General features: G+C 58.6%; 21 protein-coding genes. 13 read left to right on the top strand and 8 right to left on the bottom strand.

Going from position 1 to position 20,978, the window contains the following annotated elements; genetic code table 11:
• Positions 1–29: 29 nt before the first annotated feature.
• On the bottom strand, positions 30–710 hold the full coding sequence (locus CMG77_RS04315) for a response regulator transcription factor (RefSeq protein WP_286903676.1): 681 nt from the start codon (positions 708–710) through the stop codon (positions 30–32).
• 162 nt (positions 711–872) lie between these two features.
• Between CMG77_RS04315 and CMG77_RS04310 the strand changes: the two genes are divergently transcribed.
• The 8 genes from CMG77_RS04310 (at position 873) to CMG77_RS04275 (ending at position 6,816) form a co-directional block, all read left to right on the top strand.
• Positions 873–1,526 (top strand): thermostable hemolysin, encoded by a 654-nt coding sequence (locus CMG77_RS04310; protein WP_286903675.1) that lies wholly within the window; start codon positions 873–875, stop codon positions 1,524–1,526.
• 10 nt (positions 1,527–1,536) lie between these two features.
• Positions 1,537–3,054: an AMP-binding protein gene (locus tag CMG77_RS04305; RefSeq protein ID WP_286807646.1), complete on the top strand. Its 1,518-nt coding sequence runs from the start codon at positions 1,537–1,539 to the stop codon at positions 3,052–3,054.
• A gap of 5 nt (positions 3,055–3,059) precedes the next feature.
• Positions 3,060–3,752, top strand: a complete 693-nt coding sequence (locus tag CMG77_RS04300; protein ID WP_286807645.1) for an iron-containing redox enzyme family protein — start codon at positions 3,060–3,062, stop codon at positions 3,750–3,752.
• Positions 3,649–4,512, top strand: coding sequence for an SDR family oxidoreductase (locus CMG77_RS04295; protein ID WP_349678213.1), 864 nt, complete (start codon positions 3,649–3,651; stop codon positions 4,510–4,512). Before CMG77_RS04300 ends, CMG77_RS04295 begins: the two co-directional genes overlap by 104 nt.
• Before the next feature lies 1 nt (position 4,513).
• Positions 4,514–5,149: a tetratricopeptide repeat protein gene (locus CMG77_RS04290; protein WP_286807642.1), complete on the top strand. Its 636-nt coding sequence runs from the start codon at positions 4,514–4,516 to the stop codon at positions 5,147–5,149.
• Between the two features lie 124 nt (positions 5,150–5,273).
• Complete coding sequence (locus CMG77_RS04285; protein WP_286807641.1) at positions 5,274–5,840, top strand: manganese efflux pump MntP; 567 nt, start codon at positions 5,274–5,276, stop codon at positions 5,838–5,840.
• A 46-nt stretch (positions 5,841–5,886) separates the two neighbouring features.
• The gene (locus tag CMG77_RS04280) at positions 5,887–6,432 is read left to right on the top strand and encodes a cytochrome b (protein WP_286807640.1); all 546 of its coding nucleotides are present in this window, start codon (positions 5,887–5,889) and stop codon (positions 6,430–6,432) included.
• 54 nt (positions 6,433–6,486) lie between these two features.
• Entirely contained in the window at positions 6,487–6,816 is a 330-nt protein-coding gene (locus tag CMG77_RS04275; RefSeq protein ID WP_123638507.1) for a YnfA family protein, read from the top strand.
• A gap of 110 nt (positions 6,817–6,926) precedes the next feature.
• On the opposite strand, the gene CMG77_RS04270 is transcribed toward CMG77_RS04275, so the two are convergent.
• Positions 6,927–7,760: a 4-helix bundle domain-containing protein gene (locus CMG77_RS04270; protein ID WP_286807639.1), complete on the bottom strand. Its 834-nt coding sequence runs from the start codon at positions 7,758–7,760 to the stop codon at positions 6,927–6,929.
• 83 nt (positions 7,761–7,843) lie between these two features.
• Between CMG77_RS04270 and CMG77_RS04265 the strand changes: the two genes are divergently transcribed.
• From CMG77_RS04265 to CMG77_RS04255, 3 genes are all read left to right on the top strand, one after another.
• Positions 7,844–8,503: a Fe2+-dependent dioxygenase gene (locus CMG77_RS04265; protein WP_286807638.1), complete on the top strand. Its 660-nt coding sequence runs from the start codon at positions 7,844–7,846 to the stop codon at positions 8,501–8,503.
• A 112-nt stretch (positions 8,504–8,615) separates the two neighbouring features.
• A complete protein-coding gene (locus CMG77_RS04260; RefSeq protein ID WP_286807637.1) occupies positions 8,616–8,915 on the top strand; it encodes a hypothetical protein in 300 nt (99 codons plus the stop codon).
• Positions 8,916–9,004: 89 nt separating this feature from the next.
• Complete coding sequence (locus CMG77_RS04255; RefSeq protein ID WP_286807636.1) at positions 9,005–9,559, top strand: CBS domain-containing protein; 555 nt, start codon at positions 9,005–9,007, stop codon at positions 9,557–9,559.
• 8 nt (positions 9,560–9,567) lie between these two features.
• Here the strand turns inward: CMG77_RS04255 and CMG77_RS04250 are convergent, their stop codons facing one another.
• The 5 genes from CMG77_RS04250 to CMG77_RS04230 all read right to left on the bottom strand — a co-directional run bounded on the left by CMG77_RS04250 (position 9,568) and on the right by CMG77_RS04230 (position 16,033).
• Positions 9,568–10,977, bottom strand: a complete 1,410-nt coding sequence (locus tag CMG77_RS04250) for a PTS transporter subunit IIC (protein ID WP_286875842.1) — start codon at positions 10,975–10,977, stop codon at positions 9,568–9,570.
• Positions 10,978–11,274: 297 nt separating this feature from the next.
• Positions 11,275–12,123, bottom strand: a complete 849-nt coding sequence (gene metF / locus CMG77_RS04245; RefSeq protein WP_286875840.1) for a methylenetetrahydrofolate reductase [NAD(P)H] — start codon at positions 12,121–12,123, stop codon at positions 11,275–11,277.
• A gap of 137 nt (positions 12,124–12,260) precedes the next feature.
• On the bottom strand, positions 12,261–13,661 hold the full coding sequence (gene ahcY / locus CMG77_RS04240) for an adenosylhomocysteinase (RefSeq protein ID WP_286875838.1): 1,401 nt from the start codon (positions 13,659–13,661) through the stop codon (positions 12,261–12,263).
• A gap of 157 nt (positions 13,662–13,818) precedes the next feature.
• On the bottom strand, positions 13,819–14,979 hold the full coding sequence (gene metK / locus CMG77_RS04235; RefSeq protein WP_286807629.1) for a methionine adenosyltransferase: 1,161 nt from the start codon (positions 14,977–14,979) through the stop codon (positions 13,819–13,821).
• Between the two features lie 49 nt (positions 14,980–15,028).
• Entirely contained in the window at positions 15,029–16,033 is a 1,005-nt protein-coding gene (locus CMG77_RS04230) for an ArsR/SmtB family transcription factor (protein ID WP_286807628.1), read from the bottom strand.
• 493 nt (positions 16,034–16,526) lie between these two features.
• On the opposite strand from CMG77_RS04230, the gene tkt reads away from it, so the two are divergent.
• Positions 16,527–18,524, top strand: a complete 1,998-nt coding sequence (gene tkt / locus CMG77_RS04225; protein ID WP_286875837.1) for a transketolase — start codon at positions 16,527–16,529, stop codon at positions 18,522–18,524.
• Between the two features lie 163 nt (positions 18,525–18,687).
• Positions 18,688–19,863, top strand: coding sequence for a phosphoglycerate kinase (locus tag CMG77_RS04220; protein ID WP_286807625.1), 1,176 nt, complete (start codon positions 18,688–18,690; stop codon positions 19,861–19,863).
• A gap of 82 nt (positions 19,864–19,945) precedes the next feature.
• On the opposite strand, the gene CMG77_RS04215 is transcribed toward CMG77_RS04220, so the two are convergent.
• A complete protein-coding gene (locus CMG77_RS04215) occupies positions 19,946–20,932 on the bottom strand; it encodes a Gfo/Idh/MocA family protein (protein ID WP_286807624.1) in 987 nt (328 codons plus the stop codon).
• Positions 20,933–20,978 lie beyond the last annotated feature (46 nt).

Genomic DNA, 20,978 nt, shown 5'->3' with positions numbered 1-20,978 from the left:
CAGAAGGATGAGCGTACGAGTCAGTGACATCATCCAGCGTCCTTTGCGGCTTCGCTATCCAGGGTGTACCCAACGCCGCGTACCGTGCGTATCACGGATTTACCCAGGCGCTGGCGAAGGTGGTGAATATGTACCTCAAGCGTATTGCTCTCTGCGCCTCTGTCCCACCCATAGAGTACTTCCTCCAGCCGTCGCCTTGTGGCCACTCTGTCCGTGTTGCGCATCAGTACCTGCAGGATCTGAAANTCGGCCTTGGGTAGCTGGAAGCGCTTNTCCCCNACCTGAAGCTCCGCATGNTCCAAATTCAGGCGAATGGNGCCNGNTGTCAGGACGTTGTTGTCGGTATAGCCGTCGGTGCGCCNGATAACGGCTCTCATNCGNGCTTCAAGTTCTGCCATTTTAAATGGNTTGGTCAAATANTCGTCCGCNCCGAANTCGAGCCCTTGCACCCGGTCATCCAGCTCTTCGCGAGCGGTGAGAATAATAATGGGGGTTCGGCATTGTGCCTTTCTGGCTTGCCGAACAATCTCAAGACCATCCAGCCGAGGAAGCGTCAAATCGGCAATGGCGATATCAAAGGTTTGATCTTTCAGGGCATTCAGCCCCTTCCTGCCGTCATTGATCCAGTCAACCTGGTGCTGTGCCTGNTCTAGCATGCGGACCATGGTTTGGGCGAGCATCGAGTCGTCTTCAATCAGCAATATTCTCATGGTCCTCCCGCAGCAGCGTTGCGCCTGGAAATGGTGGATGCCCCCAGTGTGGCAGAGTTTTCTTAATTCTGGCTTAAGAATTCAGGGGGCATTGTTTAAGCGTTAATTAAGATAGCACCCTTAGCATGAGCAGGACAGAGTGCCTCACTGGAGTTTCATTTGATGTCATCTTCCTGCTTGTTGCCGTTAAAAGTGGACCTGTTCGATCCGTCCGTCACAGAGCTGATGCCCGTGGGGGNCTGGAAACTGTGCTCGGTAGATCCCGAATCACGGGCCACAGACGCTATTGCCTTCTTCATCGAACAGCGCTTTCGTGCGGCGTATGGGCGTTGCCCGTCGCTTGTTGTCCCCTCTCCTCTGATTCTTGTCGCCCGGTCCGGGCTGGTTATGGCCGCGGTGGGCACACGGCACGCGGCAGATCAGNCTTTGTTCCTTGAGGATTATCTGGACCATCCCATTGAGGATTATCTACCTCCAGGCGCCCTTGGCCATCGGGAAGGGGTCGTGGAGATCGCTCACTTGGCCGGCGCCGTTGAGGGCGTCAGTCGATTGTTCTTTCCCGCGATTGCTCGATGGTTGGTTACCCAAGGTGTCGAATGGATCTGTTTTACCGGAACTCAATCGATCCGGCTGAGTTTCGCAAAAATGGGTGTTAAACCGAGGGTACTCGGCCCAGCNTTGCCCGAGCGGCTGCAGGGGGCGGCGCANGACTGGGGGGCGTATTACCAGAACCGCCCCGAAGTGGTGCTGGCGCACGTTCCCAGTGGTGTCGAGGCAATGCGGCACACCGGTTGGCTGGAAAAAACCACGGTCTGAGGTAGTCACTATGAATGAATTACTTGAGCGCTTGGCCCGGTGGTCTCTGTTGCACCCGAGCCGAGTGGCGCTTCGCGACGAGGAGCAGACGGTGACTTACCGACAGTTATGGAATCGTGTGCAAGGGGTTGCGCAGGCAATTATGGATTCGGGCGTTCAGCGACTTGGCCTGGTAGGTGACAACTCGGTTGCCTGGGTCGTAGCCGATTTGGCCTGCGTTCGTGCCGGGGTTGTCTCAGTGCCCGTTCCGACGTTCTTCTCGCCGTCGCAGCGTCAGCATCTTGTCGAAACGGCAGGATTGGACGGGATTCTGCTGTCCACGGCCGATGTGCGGGCTGAGGAGGTGGCCGAGACGGTTGGCGGTGGCCTTTGGATGCACCGTCTTCCCGTTGAGCGGGAACTGTCAGTGTTACCCCCGGGCACGGTGAAAATCACGTTCACTTCCGGCAGCACCGGCACGCCTAAAGGGATCTGTTTGTCCGCTGCACAACTGGGACGCACCCTGCGGGCTTTGGACACCCGATTGAGCCAGCTGGAGCTGCCGCAGCATCTTTCGGTTTTACCTTTGGCGACGCTTCTGGAAAACGTCGCGGGCGTGTATTTGAGTCTTTATCGAGGCGCTGAGGTGTCCGTTCCGGGACTTGCCAGCCTGGGGTTATCCGGTAGTAGTGGCATGGACTCACAGCGCTGGCTTTCAGAGCAGAATCATCGGCAACCAACGTCGTTGATTCTGGTGCCGGAGTTGGCACGGGTGCTGGTTGAGGGCGCGGAATCGGGCGCACTCCAGCACCGGGGTTATCGCTTCCTGGCCGTTGGTGGTGGGCGCGTATCGCCCTCGCTACTGCGCCGAGCGGAGAAGCTGGAATTGCCGATGTTCCAGGGCTATGGGTTGTCGGAGTGTGGTTCCGTGGTAGCGCTGAACGCACCCGCAGAGAATCGTATCGGTTCGGCGGGCCGCGTTCTGGACCATGTAGATGTCCATGTTGGCCCCGGTGGTGAACTGCAGATTTCTGGCAGCAGTTTTCTCGGTTACCTGGGAGAAACGCCCGTGGATGAATCGCATGCGGTAGCCAGTGGTGACCTGGGTTTTCTGGATCAGGACGGGTTTCTATGGGTGTCCGGACGGAAGAAGGACCTGCTGATCACCGGTTTTGGGCGCAATATCAGCCCGGAATGGCTGGAGGCGGAACTGACCCAAAGTACCGGTATGGCGCAGGCCCTGGTGTTCGGTGACGGGGAGCCCCACCCATTGGCGCTGCTGTACCCGGGACCAACTGACAACGGTGTGGAGGATTGTCGTCAGGCGATTGAGGCACTCAATGCAAATCTGCCTGACTATGCGCGCTTGAGTCACGTGTATCTGTTGCCTTGCCCGTTCCAGAACATAGATTCCACCGCAGTCACATCCAACGGCCGGATCAGGAGAGCACTGGTGCTGGAAAGCCTGGAGTCCTGGCTGGCGAGTGCCGAATGTCTTTCCACTCAATCCATTGAACAGCCTCAACCGAGAATGTTCGCCCAGGAGTAATCACTATGACTTTTTTTGATGAACTGCAAAATGCTTCCGAATTTGGCCGAAAAACGCTTTACGAGGCGCCGATCTTCAGTGCCATTGAGGATGGTCGTTTCGATATAAACAGCTACACCTATTTTCTGAGTCAGGCTTACCATCACGTAAAACATACCGCGCCTTTGATGATGGCCTGCGGTGCCCGCTTGCCGGATCGATTGGAGCCGGTGCGTAAAGCACTGGTGGAGTACATCGAGGAGGAGTATGGCCACCACGAGTGGATTCTCAATGATCTGAAAGCTTGTGCTGTCGACCCGGATACCGTTCGTAACGGTCAGCCTGATTTGCCGATCCGGTTGATGGTGGCTTTTTTGTACGACCTGATCAACCGAGGGAATCCGGTGGGGCTATTTGGCATGGTACAGGTGCTTGAGGGAACGAGTGTGGCCGTGGCAACGCCGATGGGAGAAAAAGTGCAGCGTACTTTGAACTTGCCGGATACTGCGTTCAGCTACCTCTACTCTCATGGAAGCCTGGATCAGGAGCACTTTCAATTTTTTCAAAGCCTGATGAACGGCATCACAGAGCGGGAAGACCAACGGGCGATCGTTGATGCGGCCAATGTCGTTTATCGGCTCTATGGGGATATGCTCAGAGATGTTCCATTGGCGTCACCGGCTGATCGGATCAGGGAGGTGCGTCGTGGTCTGGCGTAATCAGCGTTGGCTCATACTGGGAGCCTCCGGAGGAATCGGAGAGGCGCTGGGAGAGCAAATGGCCCGCAAAGGAGCTCGCCTTCTGCTCGCAAGCCGGTCGCCCACGCCCTGCCGTGCAGAAGGCTCTACTTACGTGCGGATTGACCTTGCGTCGGAGGATGTCGAGGCCCAAATGGCGGACATCTGTCAGCGCTACCCGGACATCGATGGCGTAATTCACTGCGCCGGTCAGGGCCTTTTCGCGGCCGTGGAGCAGACTCCGCTCCAGGAGCTGGAGCGGTTGTGGCGAGTGAACCTTCGTAGTGCTTACGCCGTGGCCCGCTGCTTTTCGAGCTACTTTCGTCAGCGCGGCCATGGTGAATTGGTATTTATTGGTTCCACGTTTGGAAGTATTGGCTTCCCTGGCTACTCGGCCTATTGCGCGACCAAGTTTGCCCTGCGGGGCCTGACCGAAGCGTTGCGCCGGGAGTGGGCAGACAGTGGGATTGCGGTACGTTATATCGCCCCTAGAGCGACCAGAACGGGTATGAATTCCCCGGCTGTTGTAGCCATGAACCGGGCGTTGGGGAACCGTTCTGACAGTCCGGAGGCCGTTGCTCTCGCGATTGTACGGACGATTGAGCGAAAGCGTGGGCGACGGTATCTGGGGTGGCCTGAACGGCTGTTTGTGGCTGTTAACAACCTTGTCCCGGCGGTGGTGGATACCGTGCTACGCCGAAAACTGTCCATTATTCAATCGTATCTCAAATCGGAGTACTGACATGAAACGTATCCTGTTGACCCTGTCGCTGTGTGTCGCCTCTGTAGGGGCACTGGCGGAAAAACCCATAGACGGACTGACCGACCTTCAACATCACTGGGCTGAGATTCAGTATAAAATGCCGGAGGCCGAGCGAGAGAAGGCCTTTGAAGCCTTGGCGGAGCAGGCTGATGCGCTGGTAGAGCAATACCCCGGGCGTGCGGAGCCGTTGATCTGGCACGGGATTGTGTTGAGCACTTATGCTGGGGCGAAGGGAGGTCTGGGTGCCCTGAAGTTGGTGAAAGTGGCCCGTAGCGATTTTGAGCTTGCGTTGTCGATCGATGCATCCGCGTTACAAGGGTCGGCCTACACATCACTGGGCAGCCTTTACTACCAGGTGCCCGGATGGCCCCTCGGCTTTGGTGACGACGAGAAAGCAGACGCCTACCTTAAAGAGGCGCTTGCCATCAATCCCGATGGCATTGATCCCAACTATTTTTATGGGGGTTTCCTCATGGACCAGGGCCGCCATGGTGAGGCTCGTCGTTATTTTCAGAAGGCATTTCAGGCCGAAAGCCGCCCGGATAGACCCTTGGCGGATGAAGGCAGACGAGCCGAGATAAAGGAGAAATTGTCCGAACTGCCCACTTCTGAATAAGCTGGTGTGTTTGAGGTTGCTGGATTTCCGTGGGCCTGAGTGATGATCGGTCGGGGGCGATATGGTACATTGCCCATCCCCCTGATCTTAACCTGTGAATGGCTTACGAACTGGATATTTAGTAATGTCACCTCTTGCGCTTCTTTCGCTATCCTTTGCCATGTCGACCGACGCCTTTGCGGCCGCGGTTGGGAAAGGGGCGAGTTTACACCGCCCGCGTTTTTCTGAAGCGCTTCGCACCGGCGTTATTTTTGGTCTGATTGAGTCCATCACTCCGATTATAGGCTGGCTTCTGGGGCGTAGCGCATCCACCCTGGTGGAAAACTGGGATCACTGGATCGCCTTCGCGGTCTTGACTGGGCTCGGCTTGCATATGGTGATCGAAGGTTGCAAACATCAGGAGACACCAGAGGCGGTTATTCAACGGCACTCATTCATCCGTCTGGCGCTAACGGCGGTTGGAACAAGCATTGATGCCCTGGCTGTCGGGGTCGGGCTAGCGTTTGTTGAGGTGAATATTCTGTTCGCGGCGGGTTGTATCGGTTTGGCAACGCTGTTCATGGTGACGACCGGAGTAATGGTGGGTCGGAGTATAGGCTCAGCTTTCGGGCGAAGAACGGAGGTGTTGGGCGGTGTAATTCTGGTTTTGGTAGGTGCTTTTATCCTCAACGATCATATTTCCTTTGTCTGACTATGCTATACCTAACGGAACCGATTTTTTCTGATCAGGAGGTGATATGAGCAGTTTGATACAGACGAGTGGGCGGGAAAGCTACTCCGCGATTTCGGTGATCAACCACTGGATTACCGTGTTGCTGGTAATGGCAATGTTGATTCTGGGGTTGCTGGCGTCAGCGGCGCCGGACAGTGCCGAAGATTTCATCATGTCGGTACACGTCAGCCTCGGCTTCTTTGTGTTCTGGTTTGTGCTCTGGCGGGCGGCCTACCGCGTGCACCAGGGGTTTCCGCCCACTCAGGGGCAAACCCCGTGGCAGCGCCAGCTGGCATGGTGGGTGCATCGCCTCGTATTGGGGTTACTGGTATTGCAGGTTTTTACCGGCCCGTTGTACCTGTTCACCGAAAATGAAGGTGTCAATGTGTTTGGCTGGTTCACGGTGCTGATCCCGCTGGAGAGCCTGGCCTTTATCCATGAGCCGGTGGAAGTGCTGCATGTCATTACCGGGCTTTACGTGCTCCCGGCGTTGTTATTGCTGCATATTGTGGGGGCGTTTCATTACTTCTGGCAACGTCGGTCCGTTACCCCCGCCGAATTGGGAGAGTGACCCAGTGGGCTCCGATGGCATTAGAAGCGGTGTGCTCAAGGACGGGAGCGGGCAATGACCTTTATCTGGTTTATCCTCGCCGCTCTGGCGGAAATCGCCGGTTGTTACACCTTCTGGATGTGGCTCAGGCTGGATCGCTCCGCCTGGTGGTTGGTGCCGGGTGTGATTTCGTTGTGCCTGTTTGCGTTTTTCCTGACGCGGGCCGATGCCGAATTGGCCGGGCGGGCCTTTGCCGCCTATGGCGGTGTTTATATTGCGGCGTCGCTGGGTTGGATGGCGTTGTTGGAGCACCGCTCCCCGCAGCTGTTTGATTACCTTGGGGCGTTGGTGTGTATCGGTGGGGCGGGGTTGATTTTGTATGGCGGACAGCGGTTGGGTGGATGACGCACCTCGGGCTTGTCCACCATCAACCCAACCTCAGAGCTATCCGTAGGGCGGGTCGGTCCGACGTTTCGGAGCGAAGCGCACCCGCCGTCTTTCACAAAACCAGAAACCTACTCGAGCTCCCAACCCGCCAACTGAATCCGCGCTGCGGCGCCGTACAATTTGCTGGCATCACCCTCGACTGTACCCTCGGGTACCAACGCGGGCCAGAGTGACGCGACCGCGTTCAGCTGCGTCTCCACCTCGGCCACAGCGTCCGGGCTCTCCTGACGCTGTACATCATTCAGCAATGCGAGGCGAGCCTTGGCCGCTTCGACAAAACCGTAGGCGTCCTGGTATTCGTGGGCGTTGACGATCTCGCCGTTGCGAACGCCGATGGCGTACTCCTCAGCCGCAGTGCGAACCATGCGCTCGATACTGGCCAGCGCGACTTTCAGGCTGGCATTTTGCAGATTCTCGGCATCGGCAATGCCCGCTTCCAGCTCCCGGTGACGCTGCTCGACCATCTCAACGGACTGGCCCTGTTCAACGGCGTCGGCCAGAGCACTCAGCGCCTCAGCAAAGCCCTCTTCATCGCGAGCAGCGAAGGCGGGCTTCAATCCTGCGTACAACTCATCACCGGGGTGTTTCATGTGGGTGAGCGCCATGTCTTTGTGGCCGGCCTTGTACAGTTGCACGCCCACCCACAGGTGACCGCGCACCAGGCCCAACTGGCCGAGGTAGGCGGCGTCGTCTTTGGTCAGGTCGGCAGCGCCGCCACCTTCACCGCCTTCTCCCTCACCCCCTTCGCCTTCACCGCCCTCACCGGCGAGTGCGGCCACCTGCAGGGTCTGCTGGCTGGCGTGATGGTCAAAGGGCGTGCTGTCGGCCGCCTGACTGGTGACGCCGCTGGAGGCAAGCAGGGCGGCGCCTAGGCCGAGCCAGACTTTGCGTTGTTCTTTCATGATAGAGCTCCCATTCTGGAAAGGGTGGCATAATGCCCCGGATTCTGGCATAAATGAGAGTGAGTCTCAATATAGGGTATGCAATGATTCTTTACATTCAAGATGTGCTCGACGCCGGCACCCTGTCTGCGGTGCAAGAGCGGCTGGCCTCTCAGGCCTTCGACGATGGTGCCGCCAGCGCCGGTTGGGCGGCCAAACCGGTCAAGCGCAATGAACAGGCCCGGGATGACAAGACCCGTGCGGCCATCGTTCGTCTGGTGGAGGAGCGGCTTCGGGCGCACCCCCTCTTTGCCAGTGCGGCGCTGCCCAAAAGCTTTCCCAGAATCCTGATCAATCGCTATGGGCCCGGTATGCATTACGGGTCCCACATGGATGATGCAGTGATTCACGGCCAGCGCACGGATCTGTCGTTCACCCTGGGGCTGACACCCGCCGCCGATTACGAGGGGGGCGAGCTGGTGCTGGAGGACAGCACAGGGGATCGGGCCTGGAAGGTAGATGCGGGGGATCTGCTGCTGTACCCCACCACTTACCTGCATCGGGTGGAGGCGGTTCGCACCGGGCAGCGGATGGCGGTGGTCGGTTGGGTGCGCAGTCTGGTGCGGCGCAGTGAACAGCGGGAAATTCTGCTGGACTTGGATACCGCGCTGCGCACCGAGTTTGATGCCCACGGAAAAACCGAGCAGTTCGATCGCCTGAGTCGCAGCCGCAATAATTTACTCAGGCTGTGGCTGGAGGATTGAACTTTGGCCGTGGGCCCCTCATCTAACATAAAGTGTTGTTAAGGCGCTTGTACCTTTGCGCAGGCTCCGCTAGCGTAGATGGATCCATATTGAACTGGCCAACGGAACTTAAATGGTAAATCGCTCCCTGTTCACTCTGCTGCTCGCGCTGCTTTTGAGCGCTAGCCTTTCGGTCCCCGTGGTGGCCGATTGGGGGTATGAGAACGGGAAAGCCTTTGCCGATGTGGCCCTGGACAGCGCTGGTCTCTCGGCGTCATCGTTTGACACGGATTCGGACGATGGCTCTTCTGCCGTGTTTCTTTGGCCGGTGGCTGCCCTCCAGTCGGGGGTGGGTGAAAGCCTGCCGCCCTCGCCCTTCCTGCTTCGAACCTCGGAGCGTCCTCCTGCCCGGGCCTCGCCGGTCCGTTTGTGATTCGATTGATCTTTTAAAGTTTGGGCTTCAGCCCATTGTCGAATCTTGGCTGGCATCCATAGGTGGTGCCCGTCTCGGAGGTAATTTTCATGAAAGCGTTAAACATATACAAACTAGATCCTGTGGATCATCTGGTTAAGCCCAGAGAGTTTGAGGATCTGACTGAACACTCACCCGCGCTGGATTTGATGACCGACTTTCGCGCTCATCAACCCCACACCGTTGAATCCAGTGTGTCTGCGGTGGGCGTTGCCCGCCTGATGGCTATGGAAGGTGTGAGCTGTAAGTTGGTGGTCAATGCTCAGCAGGAGTTTATTGGACTACTGACAGCCGAGCGTCTTTCCGAACAGTACATTCTGGTAGCCCAGACGCTGCAGGGCGTCGAGCGTGGTGATTTGACCGCAGGCGATTTGATGTTACCCAGGGCTTCAATTCCGGCGCTGGATTTAGAGGCTTTAACATCGGCGACGGTGGGTGATCTGGTACAAGTGCTACGTGAAACGGGTGAGACACACTGCTTGGTGCTGGACCGTGACCAGCACCATATCCGGGGTGTCATTGCGGTGGACGATATCGCCGAGCGCCTGCATCGCGAGGTGCCGATTGTTCCCAAGCGATCCATCGCTCGGGCTCTGTCTTCCTAGTCATCAGCTCAGCGGCGCTGTAACGCCTTACAGCGCCGCCAAGTGAAGACCATCATCATTACCAGAACCACTACGCCGCCGACGGCCCAGAGGTTGCCCTGATACAGCTGGAGCAACAGGTAGCGTACCTGATGGCCGCCGTCGGTAAAGGCGGTAATCAGGCCCAGGCCCTCGGCATCAAAGCCGGAGGTCTGATTGGCCAACTCCGTGTACAACGGAGCCAGGTGAGTGGAAATCAACAGAAAGGTAATGATGACGGGGATGCCCGCGAGTACCGCGCGGATGACATTGCCACGAAACATCAATACCGAAATCGACATCACCGAAATCAGGTTGGGCAAGTCGCCCAGAGGCAGCACCCGGTTGCCCGGCAGAACCAGGGCGATCAGTACCGCCACCACCATCAGTATCAGGCCGGTGACAATTACCGACTTGTGACTCATCAGAAAACCGGTATCCAGTGCGACCACGAGATTCTTGCGGGACGGAAAGCGCCGCTCGACCTGAACGCGCAGCGCGTGGGTGATCGGCATCATGGCTTCTCCGATCAGGCCGGCACTCTTTGGCAACAGGAACATCACCGCGGCGATGTGCACCGCGAGCTCCAATGTCTGCTTTGTGTCGTAGCCAGCGGCAAAGGCCAACACCAGCCCGATCAGCACCCCGATGACCATCGGCTCACTGAAGAACGCCAGCCAACTCATGGAGTGATCCTTCTCGGAGCTGTCTTGGCCGTCCTCGTCGGCGCCGGGCACATCGTGGCTGATGGCGGCTTTCTCTGGATTGTAGGAGAGGCGGTTGAAACCCGGAATGCGATCAAATACCCAGTTGATGCAGGCGGTGTAAGGCACGATGCCATTGACCGACACCGGCGAGGCCGACACGCCCTTGAGCCCCAGTTCGCGCTCCACATCCGGCGCGGTCCACTCGGTCAGCTTGAAGCAGTAAACGGCCAACAACAGCGTGGCTGAAAGCCCCAACACCATGCTGCCGCTGGTGGCCATCACCAGTGCCCCGAGCAGGGCGAAGTGCCAATAGTTCCACAGATCGATATACACCGTGCGGGTCCAGCCCACCGCGAGCATGAAAATATTCAGAAACAGAATCAACGGAATGGACAGCGCCGCCAGCGGTGAGGACCAGGTAATGGCGGCCAACGGTGGCCAGCCCACATCGAGCACGTTGTACTCCAGGCCGCGAATGACCATCAATTGCTCCACCGCGGGTTTGATGTTCGCCACGAAGAAGTCAAAGGCGATAAAGACCCCCGCAAAACCCACCGCCAGCTCAACGGTGCTCAACAGAGACTTCTTGAACGGCAGCCGGACCGCCAGGGCGATAATAAAAATGATCGCCGGCAGCATGACGTAGGCTTTGAAACTGAAGAAGGCGTCGAGGAGTTGCTGAATGGTGTCCACGGGAGAGTCCTGGCTGGAAATGGGTGGAGGACTTTAGTGATCCGCCGACTTAGAGTCAAGGTGACGTTATGATTGTTGGTGTAGGTTAGGTGTTGGTGTCGGATTACGGCCTTCGGCCTAATCCGACCTACTGGGCAGTGACGTTTTAGTAGGTCGGGTTAGGCCGAAGGCCGTAACCCGACAATTACCTGCCGTAGTATTCGTGGGGCCGAGCGCAGCGGTATAAGCGCGCATCCTCCGCAACCCGACACTCTCGTTGGCACCACATGCCGGCTACCACCGGCGCCGTGCCACGCTTTATTCTGGCTGCAAGCCTAGATTCCTGACGATATTGGCTACCGGCTCGTACTGGTTCATCGTATAGAAGTGCAGGCCCGGCGCTCCGTTCTCCAGCAGTGTCTCACACAGCTCAGTCACCAGTTCTTCACCAAACGCTTTGATGCTGTCGCTGTCATCGCCGTAGGCTTCCAGGCGCTTGCGCATCCAGCGGGGAATCTCTGCGCCGCAGGCGTCGGAAAAACGGGTCAGGTTTTTGAAGCTGATGATGGGCATGATGCCGGGCACGATGGGCTGGGTGATGCCCGCTTTGTGGCACTGGTCCATAAAGTAGAAGTAGGCATCCGGGTTGTAGAAGTATTGGGTAATACCGCTGTTGGCGCCCGCATCGAACTTGCCTTTCAGGAATTTGACGTCGTCGTCGTAGCTCTTGGCCTGGGGGTGGATTTCCGGGTAGGCCGCCACTTCCAGATGGAAGTGATCGCCAAAGTGCTTGCGGATAAAGGCCACCAGTTCATTGGCGTATACCATCTGGTAGCCGCCGCCGACGCCGGAGGGCATGTCGCCGCGCAGGGCAACGATGCGGTCGATACCGGCGTCTTGGTATTCCTGAATCAGTTCAATGATGGTGGCTTCGTCATCACCGCCAAAGGACAGGTGCGGTGCCACGGATACGCCTTCACTTTTGAAGTGCTTGACGATGCCTTTGGTGTTATCGCGCGTGGAGCCACCGGCGCCGTAGGTGACGGAGAAGAAGTCCGGGGCGAACTCGGAGAGCTTCTTGCGTACGTTCAGAAGTTTTTCCCGGCCCTGGTCGGTTTTGGGGGGGAAGAATTCGAAACTTAGTTGGGGTTGATCGGTGTCGGTCATTTTGGGTGGTGCTCTTTGGTCTTTTTTCGTAGATTCAGGGTTGGGTTACGGCGGGTGCGCTTCGCTTACCGCGCCCTACGCAGACTTTCGTAGGGCGGATAAGGCCGAAGGCCGCATCCGCCGTAACCATTACTCAATTAATACTTATAGCTTTCCGGCTTAAACGGCCCTTCCACCGGCACGTCGATGTACTCGGCCTGCTGCGGGGTCAGCTTGGTGATCACGCCACCAAAACCTTCGACCATGTCTTTGGCCACTTCTTCGTCCAGCTTCTTGGGCAGTACCTTCACGTACAGGTGCTCCTTCTTCTGGTCCTTGGGCAGGTCGGCGAACTTGCGCTCGTACAGGTACATCTGTGCCAGTACCTGGTTGGCGAAGGAGCCGTCCATGATGCGCGAGGGGTGACCGGTGGCGTTGCCCAGGTTCACCAGGCGACCTTCTGAGAGCAGGATCAGGTGATCGTTGCTGTCCTTGTCCCGGTAAATTTTGTGCACCTGCGGCTTTACCTCTTCCCAGTGCCAGTTCTTGCGCATATAGGCGGTGTCGATCTCGCTGTCGAAGTGACCGATGTTGCACACCACGGCGCTGCTTTTCAGGGCGCGCAGCATGGGCGCATCGCAGACATTGACGTTGCCGGTGGTGGTGACTACCAGGTCCGTGTTGCTTAGCACCGCGTGGTTGATGTCTTCGTCTTTACCGGAGTTGACGCCGTTTGTGTAAGCGGAGACCACTTCAAAGCCGTCCATGCACGCCTGCATGGCGCAGATCGGATCGACCTCGGTCACTTTGACGATCATGCCTTCCTGACGCAGTGAAGCGGCCGAACCTTTGCCCACATCGCCATAACCGATGACCAGCGCTTTTTTACCGGCCAGCAGGTGGTCGGTGCCACGCTTGATGGCATCGTTCAGGCTGTGGCGGCAGCCGTACTTGTTGTCGTTCTTGGCTTTGGTCACTGCATCATTGACGTTGATGGCGGGGACTTTCAGCTCGCCTTTTTTCAGCATGTCCAGCAGACGGTGCACACCGGTGGTTGTTTCTTCAGAGATGCCGTGAATCTTGTCCAGTTGCTCCGGGTATCTCTCGTGCATCAGGCCGGTCAGGTCGCCGCCGTCATCGAGAATCATGTTGGAGTCCCAGACCTTACCGTCTTTATTGACGGTCTGTTCGATGCACCACCAGAACTCTTCTTCGGTCTGGCCTTTCCAGGCAAACACCGGAATGCCGGCAGCGGCGATGGCGGCCGCGGCGTGATCCTGGGTGGAGAAAATGTTGCACGAGGCCCAGCGTACTTCCGCGCCCAGTTCCACCAGGGTTTCGATCAACACGGCGGTCTGGATGGTCATGTGAATGCAGCCCATGATCTTGGCGCCGGCCAGCGGCTTTTCCGCTTTGTATTTGCGGCGCAGTGCCATCAGTGCGGGCATTTCGCCTTCAGCGATGTCGATTTCGCGACGGCCCCAGTCGGCGTCTTTCTGGAATTGTTCGGCGGTTTTGGCGGCGACTTTGTAGTCGGTGAAGTTGGCAGCAATGTTCATGGTGTAGCTCCGGTTAAGCGTTGGAATTCGGTTTGGTGCGAGTGTCGGTTTGGGTGATGGCGGATGCGCGCGTTGCGCTTATCCGCCCTACGGATACCTCAGAGGTTGCGTAGGGCGGATAAGCGAAGCGCATCCGCCGTTACCTTACGTCACGCGTTTACAAATACTTCTTCAACTGCTCGGCCCTATCGGTCTTCTCCCAGGTAAAGTCCGGCAGCTCCCGACCAAAGTGTCCGTAAGCGGCGGTGGGTCGGTATATCGGGCGCTTCAGGTCAAGCATGTCGATCAGGCCCTTGGGCCGCAGGTCGAAGTGCTCGCGTACGATTTTGGCGATTTCGTTGTCCGGCAGTTTGCCAGTGCCGAACGTGTTGATTGAAATCGAGGTCGGCTCGGCCACGCCGATGGCGTAGGAGACCTGAATTTCACAGCGACTGGCGAGGCCCGCGGCAACGATGTTTTTCGCCACATAGCGACCGGCGTAGGCGGCGGAGCGGTCCACTTTCGAGGGGTCTTTCCCCGAGAAGGCGCCGCCACCGTGACGGGCCATGCCGCCGTAGGTATCGACAATGATCTTCCGGCCGGTAAGACCGCAGTCACCCACCGGGCCACCGATGATGAACTGGCCGGTCGGGTTGATGTGGTACCGGGTATCGGCGTGCAGCCATTCGGCGGGCAGCACCTTGTTAATGATTTCTTCACGCACCGCTTCGCGGATTTGGCTCTGACTGACATCCGGGTTGTGCTGGGTGGACAACACCACCGCATCCACTGCCACCGGCTTGCCGTTGTCATAGCGCAGGGTCACCTGGCTCTTGGCGTCCGGGCGCAACCAGGGCAGGGTGCCGTTCTTGCGCAGCTCGGCCTGCTTTTCCACCAGGCGGTGAGAGAAGTAAATCGGCGCGGGCATCAGCACGTCGGTTTCATCCGAGGCGTAGCCGAACATCAGGCCCTGGTCACCGGCACCCTGATCTTTGGCGGAGGCTTCGTTTTCGTCCACGCCCATGGCGATGTCGGAGGACTGCTTGCCAATGGCGTTGAGTACGGCGCAGGAGGCACCGTCAAAACCCACGTCGCTGGAGTTGTAGCCGATGTCCAGAATGACCTGGCGAATCAGGTCTTCCAGGTCCACGTAAGTGGAGGTGCGCACTTCCCCGGCCACGATGGCCATGCCGGTTTTGACCAGGGTTTCCACCGCAACGCGGGCGTTGGGATCGTCTTTGAGAATCGCATCCAGCACGGCGTCGGAAATCTGGTCCGCTAGTTTGTCCGGGTGGCCTTCGGATACGGATTCCGAGGTAAACAGTGAGTACTCAGCCATGGGCGGCTCCTATATCAAGGTCGTGAACAGTCAAAGTCGTGAATGCTATTTACGGTTGTAACGGATTAACGGACTTAAAAAATTGTCGTAACTGGATCTGAAAACCATTGCGCAAAGCGAAGTAAACGCTCTGCCCTTCGCTCAGGCCGGCATCGAACGCCCAGCGGGACAGATCGTCCGGCTCGAAACCCTGCCACAGGTCGCCGCAGGCTTCCCGGGCCCAGGTCTGCTCGTGGCGGCACAGGTCGGTTACCAGCAGGGCGCCGCCGCGCACCAGGGCGGAGCTCAGGTCCTGAAAGATGTCCGCTGGTGACGGGGTGTGGTGCAACACCATGTTCACCACGATGCAATCGGCCAGCACTTTATGGGCTTTCAGGGCCCGGGTGTCGCCACCAATAAACTCGACATTGCTCAGCCCCCGTTCGGCCGCCAGAGCTTGAGCGCGCTCCAGCATGGTGGGCGCGTTATCCAGCGCCACCAGATGCTTGAACCGCCGGGCCAGCACCGGCAGGAACTCGCCTTCCCCCGGGCCCACTTCCAATGCCAGATGGTGGTCCGGCAGGGGCGTATTGGCCAGCAACTGCCCTACCTGTTCGGCGTACACCGGGTAGCTGGCGATCAGGTCCTGCTGGGCGCGGAATTTGTGGGCGTTGTCCGCGAAAAAATGCTGTGAAGCGAGTGCTCGCTCACCGCGAAGGGCTTTTAAACGCTCGCTCAAGGCTGCCGGCAGGGGCTCCCGATCCAGCGTCGCGAACAACTGTTGCTGCAGAGTCTGCAGGGGATTGTCCGGGGCCAGGTAGGCGCGCCGGTAGAAAATCGAGTTGCCCTCCCGCCGCGGCGCCAGCAGCCCGGCGTTGGTCAGCACCTTCAGGTGATGACTCATACCGGACTGTTTGGCATCCAGCAACTGGCACAGCTCCAGCACCCCAAAGGAGTCCCGTTTCATGACCCGCAGAATGTCCAGACGCAGGGAATCGCCGGCGGCTTTGAGCAGCTGGGGCAGTGCGTCCGGCGCAAGGGTGTCCGGGTCAGGGAGAGTCTGGGCTTGATTCATGGAGAGGGAGTTTAGCAGGGGTTTGGTTCTATATCAAAATATTTTGATATAGGTGGTTGGCAATGCCCTTAATAGTCATAAAAACTATAACAAGGCTTTACTGTCGGCCTCGGGTAGGGGAAAATAGCGCGCTTTATGATCAATGCAGTGAAAGTTGGGCGGAACAGTTAAAATTCTCCGCCAAATGTCATACAATTAGCGGCCAGCTCAGCCAGGTGGGTCCGATCGTCGGGACGACCGAGCGTCATACAAGAGCCGTACAATCCGCGTTGTGAGCGCAGAGACCCCAAGAACACAGATGAATACCCCGTGTCCTGACGCTTCCGAATCGACGCGACCGGAGTCCGAGCCAGCGTGACTTGAAGCCGGCAGAGGCCAGAGATCCTGGCCCAGATGCTGAATCAACTTGGCCCATGCCGCCATTGCCCGGTGGGCCGTCAGCGGCCGGTAAAACCCAGAACACCCAACCATTATCGAAGGAGCTATTCAAAACATGCCCACTCGTAACGATCTAGCCAATGCGATTCGCGCCCTGAGTATGGACGCCGTCCAGAAAGCCGCCAGCGGCCACCCCGGCGCCCCCATGGGTATGGCGGACATCGCCGAAGTCCTGTGGAATGACTTCATGAAGCACAACCCGCAGAACCCGGAATGGGCCGATCGCGACCGCTTCATCATGTCCAACGGTCATGGCTCCATGCTGGTTTACTCTCTGCTGCACCTGACCGGCTATGACCTGCCGATCGACGAACTGAAAAACTTCCGTCAGTTGCACTCCAAAACCCCGGGCCACCCGGAGCTGGGCTACACCCCCGGTGTTGAAACCACCACTGGCCCGCTCGGTCAGGGTTTGGCCAATGGTGTCGGCATGGCGCTGGCTGAGAAGAGCCTGGCGGCCCAGTTCAATCGCGATGGTCACGACATTGTCGATCACTACACCTACGTGTTTGCCGGTGACGGCTGCCTGATGGAAGGCATTTCCCACGAAGCCAGCTCTCTGGCTGGTACTCTGGGCCTGGGCAAGTTGATCGTGTTTTACGATGACAACGGCATCTCCATCGACGGTGAGGTTAAAGGCTGGTTCACCGACGATACCCCCAAGCGTTTTGAAGCCTATGGCTGGCACGTGGTGCCGGGCGTAGACGGTCACGATTCGGCGGCCATCAAGGCGGCGATCGAAGCCGGCCGCGCTGAAACCGACAAGCCCACCATCATCTGCTGCAAAACCGTGATCGGTTTTGGTTCGCCCAACAAGGCGGGCAGCCACTCCTCCCACGGCGCGCCCCTGGGTGATGATGAAATTGCCCTGACCCGCGAGAAGCTGGGTTGGAAACACGGTGCGTTTGAAATTCCGGACGAAGTCTACAAAGGTTGGGACGCCAAAGAGAAGGGTAAGGCCGCCGAGAGCAGCTGGACCGAGCGTTTCGAGGCGTACAAAAAAGCCCACCCCGAACTGGCCGCTGAATTTGAGCGCCGCGTGATCAAGCGTGAGCTGCCGGCCGACTTCGCCGCCAAAGCGAACGAGTTCATCAAAGAGTGCCAGGCCAAGAAAGAAGATATGCCCAGCCGGAAGGCGTCGCTGAAGTCCATCGAAGCCTTCGGCAAGATTCTGCCCGAGCTGATGGGTGGCTCCGCCGACCTGGCGGGTTCCAACCTGACCATCTGGGACGGTTCCAAGCCGATCACCAAAGAAGACGCCTCCGGTAACTATGTGTACTACGGGGTACGCGAGTTTGGCATGAGCGCCATGATGAACGGAATCACCGCTCACGGTGGTTTCATTCACTACGGCGCCACCTTCCTGATGTTCATGGACTATGCCCGCAACGCCGTGCGGATGTCCGCTCTGATGAAGCTGCCGAACATCTTTGTCTACACCCACGACTCCATCGGTCAGGGCGAAGATGGTCCGACTCACCAGCCGGTTGAGCACATGGCCACCCTGCGCGCCACACCGAATATGGACGTATGGCGCCCCTGTGATGCGGCCGAAACCGCCACCGCCTGGAAGCTCGCGGTCGAGAACAAGGATCGCCCGAGCGCGCTGGTCTTCAGCCGTCAGGGTCTGCCCGCCATGGAGCGTACCGACGAGCAGGTGGAAGCGATTGCCCGCGGTGGTTATATCCTGAGCGATTGCGACGGCGAGCCGGAAGTCATTCTGATGGCCACCGGTTCCGAAGTGGCGCCGACCCTGGAAGCCGCCAACCTGCTGACCGAGAAAGGTCGCAAGGTGCGCGTGGTGTCCATGCCGAGCACCACCCTGTTCGATATGCAGGGCAAGGAATACCAGAACGAAGTGCTGCCGCGCAGCGTCACCGCCCGGGTGGCGGTGGAAGCCGCCCACGGCGACCAGTGGCGCAAGTACCTGGGCCTGGATGGCGCTACCGTGACTCTGGATACCTTCGGGGAGTCCGGTAAAGGTGGCGACCTGATGAAGCACTTTGGCTTCACTGCGGAAAACATCGCCAAAACCGCCGAAAGCCTGCTGTAAGCGGTTCCGGCCGCTCCCCGAGCGCCTCGCGAGAGCGCGCGTCGGCGACGGCCGGGCGCGAATGCGCTATCATTAGCCCGACTCGCCCGAGTCGGGCTATTTTTTTCCGGGGTGGTTGTCAGACCCGACGGCCACCCAGAATGCAACGAATTTGGAGCCATTCATGACCGTAAAACGAATGCAAGACCAGGACCTGTCCGGAAAGCGCGTACTGATCCGCGAGGACCTCAACGTCCCGATTCGCGATGGCAAAATCACCAGCACCGTGCGCCTGGACGGCGCCGTGCCCACGATCAAGAAAGCCCTGGAAATGGGCGCCAAGGTCATGGTGATGTCCCACCTGGGGCGTCCGGAAGAGGGCCAGTTCAGCGAGGAAGACTCCCTGGCACTGGTCGCCAAGGCGCTGGGCGAGTCTCTGGGTAAAGACGTCCCCCTGATCCGCGATTGGGTCGACGGTGTGGATATGGGCGACGGCGACGTAGTGTTGCTGGAGAATGTGCGCTTCAATAAGGGCGAGAAGGCCAACGACGACGAGCTGGCCAAGAAAATGGCCAAGCTGTGCGACGTGTTTGTGATGGACGCCTTCGGCACCGCACACCGCGCCCAGGCCTCTACTCACGGTGTGGCCAAGTACGCGCCCGTCGCCTGCGCCGGTCCGCTGTTGGCCAACGAGCTGGATGCCTTGGGCAAGGTACTGGATAACCCGGAGCGCCCGCTGGTGTCCATCGTGGGTGGTGCCAAGGTCTCGTCCAAGTTGAGCGTGCTGGACTCGCTATCCAAGATCTCCGACACCCTGGTGGTCGGTGGCGGCATCTCCAACACCTTTGTGGCCGCGGCCGGTTACGAAGTGGGTAACTCCCTGCACGAGAAAGACCTGATCCCCGAAGCGCAGCGTCTGACCAACACCACCGAAGTGATCTACGCCACTGACGTGCGTACCACCACGGCCGGGTTTGATGATTGGGCCAATGATACGCCGACCGAAGTGAAGAAGGTCGATCAGATCGGCGCCGATGAAGAAATCATCGACTACGGTCCGGAAACCGCGGCGCGCGTGGCGGAGATCATCAAGAACGCCAAAACCATTCTGTGGAATGGTCCCTGTGGTGTGTTCGAGTTTGATGCCTTTGCCAAGGGCACCAAAGTCGTGGCCGACGCCATCGCCGAGAGCAGCGCCTTCTCCGTCGCCGGCGGCGGTGACACTCTGGCCGCCATCGACAAGTGGCACCTGGCGGACAAGATCTCCTACATCTCCACCGGTGGTGGCGCCTTCCTGGAGTTTGTCGAAGGTAAAGTATTGCCGGCTGTAGAGATTCTGGAGCAGCGCGCGAACGACTGATCGTTCACGTCACGCGAAACAAAAAGGCGGCCGCGTAAGCGGGCCGCCTTTTTTGTGGCGGCGGATGCGGCCTTCGGCCTTATCACCGCACAAACGCATCCATCAACGCCATCACATCCCGCGCTTCCGTCATGCTGCACGGATTGTCCCGCTCTCCCTGAAAATAACGCACCACCTGCTCAATCATCGGTTGCTGGATATGGGGTGGGTTGGGTAAGCGGAAAGTCTGCTCCCCATCCTTATTGAAAAGCCTCAATACCTGCTCTCCAAAAAAATTGATGGTTATCCGCCCCTCGGTGCCGATCACCTCACACAGATCCCGCGCCTCGGATTCCGGCACCGCAAAGTGCCAACGCCCCTGTAGCACCACGCCGCTGTCGAACTCGGCCCAGCCGTGTACACAATCATCGGCTTTGTAGTGACCGCCCTGATTGGTGCCAAACCCGTTCGCCCGGGACACCGGACCGAACCAGTGCAGCATCAGGTCCAATTGATGGGGAGACAGATCGTGAAACAGACCGCCACCGGCAATGGACGGCTCAATGCGCCAGTTCTCTTCAGAGTTGGCGATCAACGCTGAGTCCGCCGGTTGCAGCATATCCAGCCGAACGATCAATGGCCGCCCAATCGCGCCCTCGTCCAGTAACGCCTTCAACTTCATGAAGCTCGGTAAAAACCGCCGGTAGTGAGCCGCGCAAAGCTTGCCGTTTGAGGTGCTCTCGGCCGCAATCATCGCTTCGCACTCGGCCGCGTTGCGCGCGACCGGCTTTTCCACATACACGGATTTTCCGGCGGCCAGTGCGGCAACAGCGTAATCTTTATGACTGGCGGGAGGCGTGGCGATATAAATGGCATCGATATCGGGATCGCTCAGCAGCGCCTCGGCATTGTCGGTCCATTGGGGGACACCGTGGCGCCGGGCAAAGTCCTCCGCCTTGGCCGCATTGCGGCGCATGACGCTGACCAGCTCCGAGCCTGGCGCCTTCTGAAAGCCCGGCCCGCTTTTGATTTCGCAGACATCGCCGGCGCCGATGATGCCCCAGCGGATGGTGTGCGGTGTCTCTGACATGGTGACCTCTGGCGCAAGTGATCCCGTTGATGGAAATAGGGGTAGA

The sequence above is a fragment of the Marinimicrobium sp. genome (assembly GCF_002695945.1).
Classification (GTDB): Bacteria; Pseudomonadota; Gammaproteobacteria; order Pseudomonadales; family Cellvibrionaceae; genus Marinimicrobium; species Marinimicrobium koreense.
The sequence above is the reverse complement of the archived record's forward strand: the minus strand, read 5'-3'. Positions and strand labels throughout refer to the sequence as shown.

Coding starts and splice junctions, on each gene's coding strand:
- CMG77_RS04305 (WP_286807646.1), top strand. CDS start 1,537: ATGAATGAATTACTTGAGCGCTTGGCCCGGTGGTCTCTGTTGCACCCG.
- CMG77_RS04300 (WP_286807645.1), top strand. CDS start 3,060: ATGACTTTTTTTGATGAACTGCAAAATGCTTCCGAATTTGGCCGAAAA.
- CMG77_RS04295 (WP_349678213.1), top strand. CDS start 3,649: ATGCGGCCAATGTCGTTTATCGGCTCTATGGGGATATGCTCAGAGATG.
- CMG77_RS04290 (WP_286807642.1), top strand. CDS start 4,514: ATGAAACGTATCCTGTTGACCCTGTCGCTGTGTGTCGCCTCTGTAGGG.
- CMG77_RS04285 (WP_286807641.1), top strand. CDS start 5,274: ATGTCACCTCTTGCGCTTCTTTCGCTATCCTTTGCCATGTCGACCGAC.
- CMG77_RS04280 (WP_286807640.1), top strand. CDS start 5,887: ATGAGCAGTTTGATACAGACGAGTGGGCGGGAAAGCTACTCCGCGATT.
- CMG77_RS04275 (WP_123638507.1), top strand. CDS start 6,487: ATGACCTTTATCTGGTTTATCCTCGCCGCTCTGGCGGAAATCGCCGGT.
- CMG77_RS04270 (WP_286807639.1), bottom strand. CDS start 7,760: ATGAAAGAACAACGCAAAGTCTGGCTCGGCCTAGGCGCCGCCCTGCTT.
- CMG77_RS04265 (WP_286807638.1), top strand. CDS start 7,844: ATGATTCTTTACATTCAAGATGTGCTCGACGCCGGCACCCTGTCTGCG.
- CMG77_RS04260 (WP_286807637.1), top strand. CDS start 8,616: ATGGTAAATCGCTCCCTGTTCACTCTGCTGCTCGCGCTGCTTTTGAGC.
- CMG77_RS04255 (WP_286807636.1), top strand. CDS start 9,005: ATGAAAGCGTTAAACATATACAAACTAGATCCTGTGGATCATCTGGTT.
- metF (WP_286875840.1), bottom strand. CDS start 12,123: ATGACCGACACCGATCAACCCCAACTAAGTTTCGAATTCTTCCCCCCC.
- ahcY (WP_286875838.1), bottom strand. CDS start 13,661: ATGAACATTGCTGCCAACTTCACCGACTACAAAGTCGCCGCCAAAACC.
- metK (WP_286807629.1), bottom strand. CDS start 14,979: ATGGCTGAGTACTCACTGTTTACCTCGGAATCCGTATCCGAAGGCCAC.
- CMG77_RS04230 (WP_286807628.1), bottom strand. CDS start 16,033: ATGAATCAAGCCCAGACTCTCCCTGACCCGGACACCCTTGCGCCGGAC.
- tkt (WP_286875837.1), top strand. CDS start 16,527: ATGCCCACTCGTAACGATCTAGCCAATGCGATTCGCGCCCTGAGTATG.
- CMG77_RS04220 (WP_286807625.1), top strand. CDS start 18,688: ATGACCGTAAAACGAATGCAAGACCAGGACCTGTCCGGAAAGCGCGTA.
- CMG77_RS04215 (WP_286807624.1), bottom strand. CDS start 20,932: ATGTCAGAGACACCGCACACCATCCGCTGGGGCATCATCGGCGCCGGC.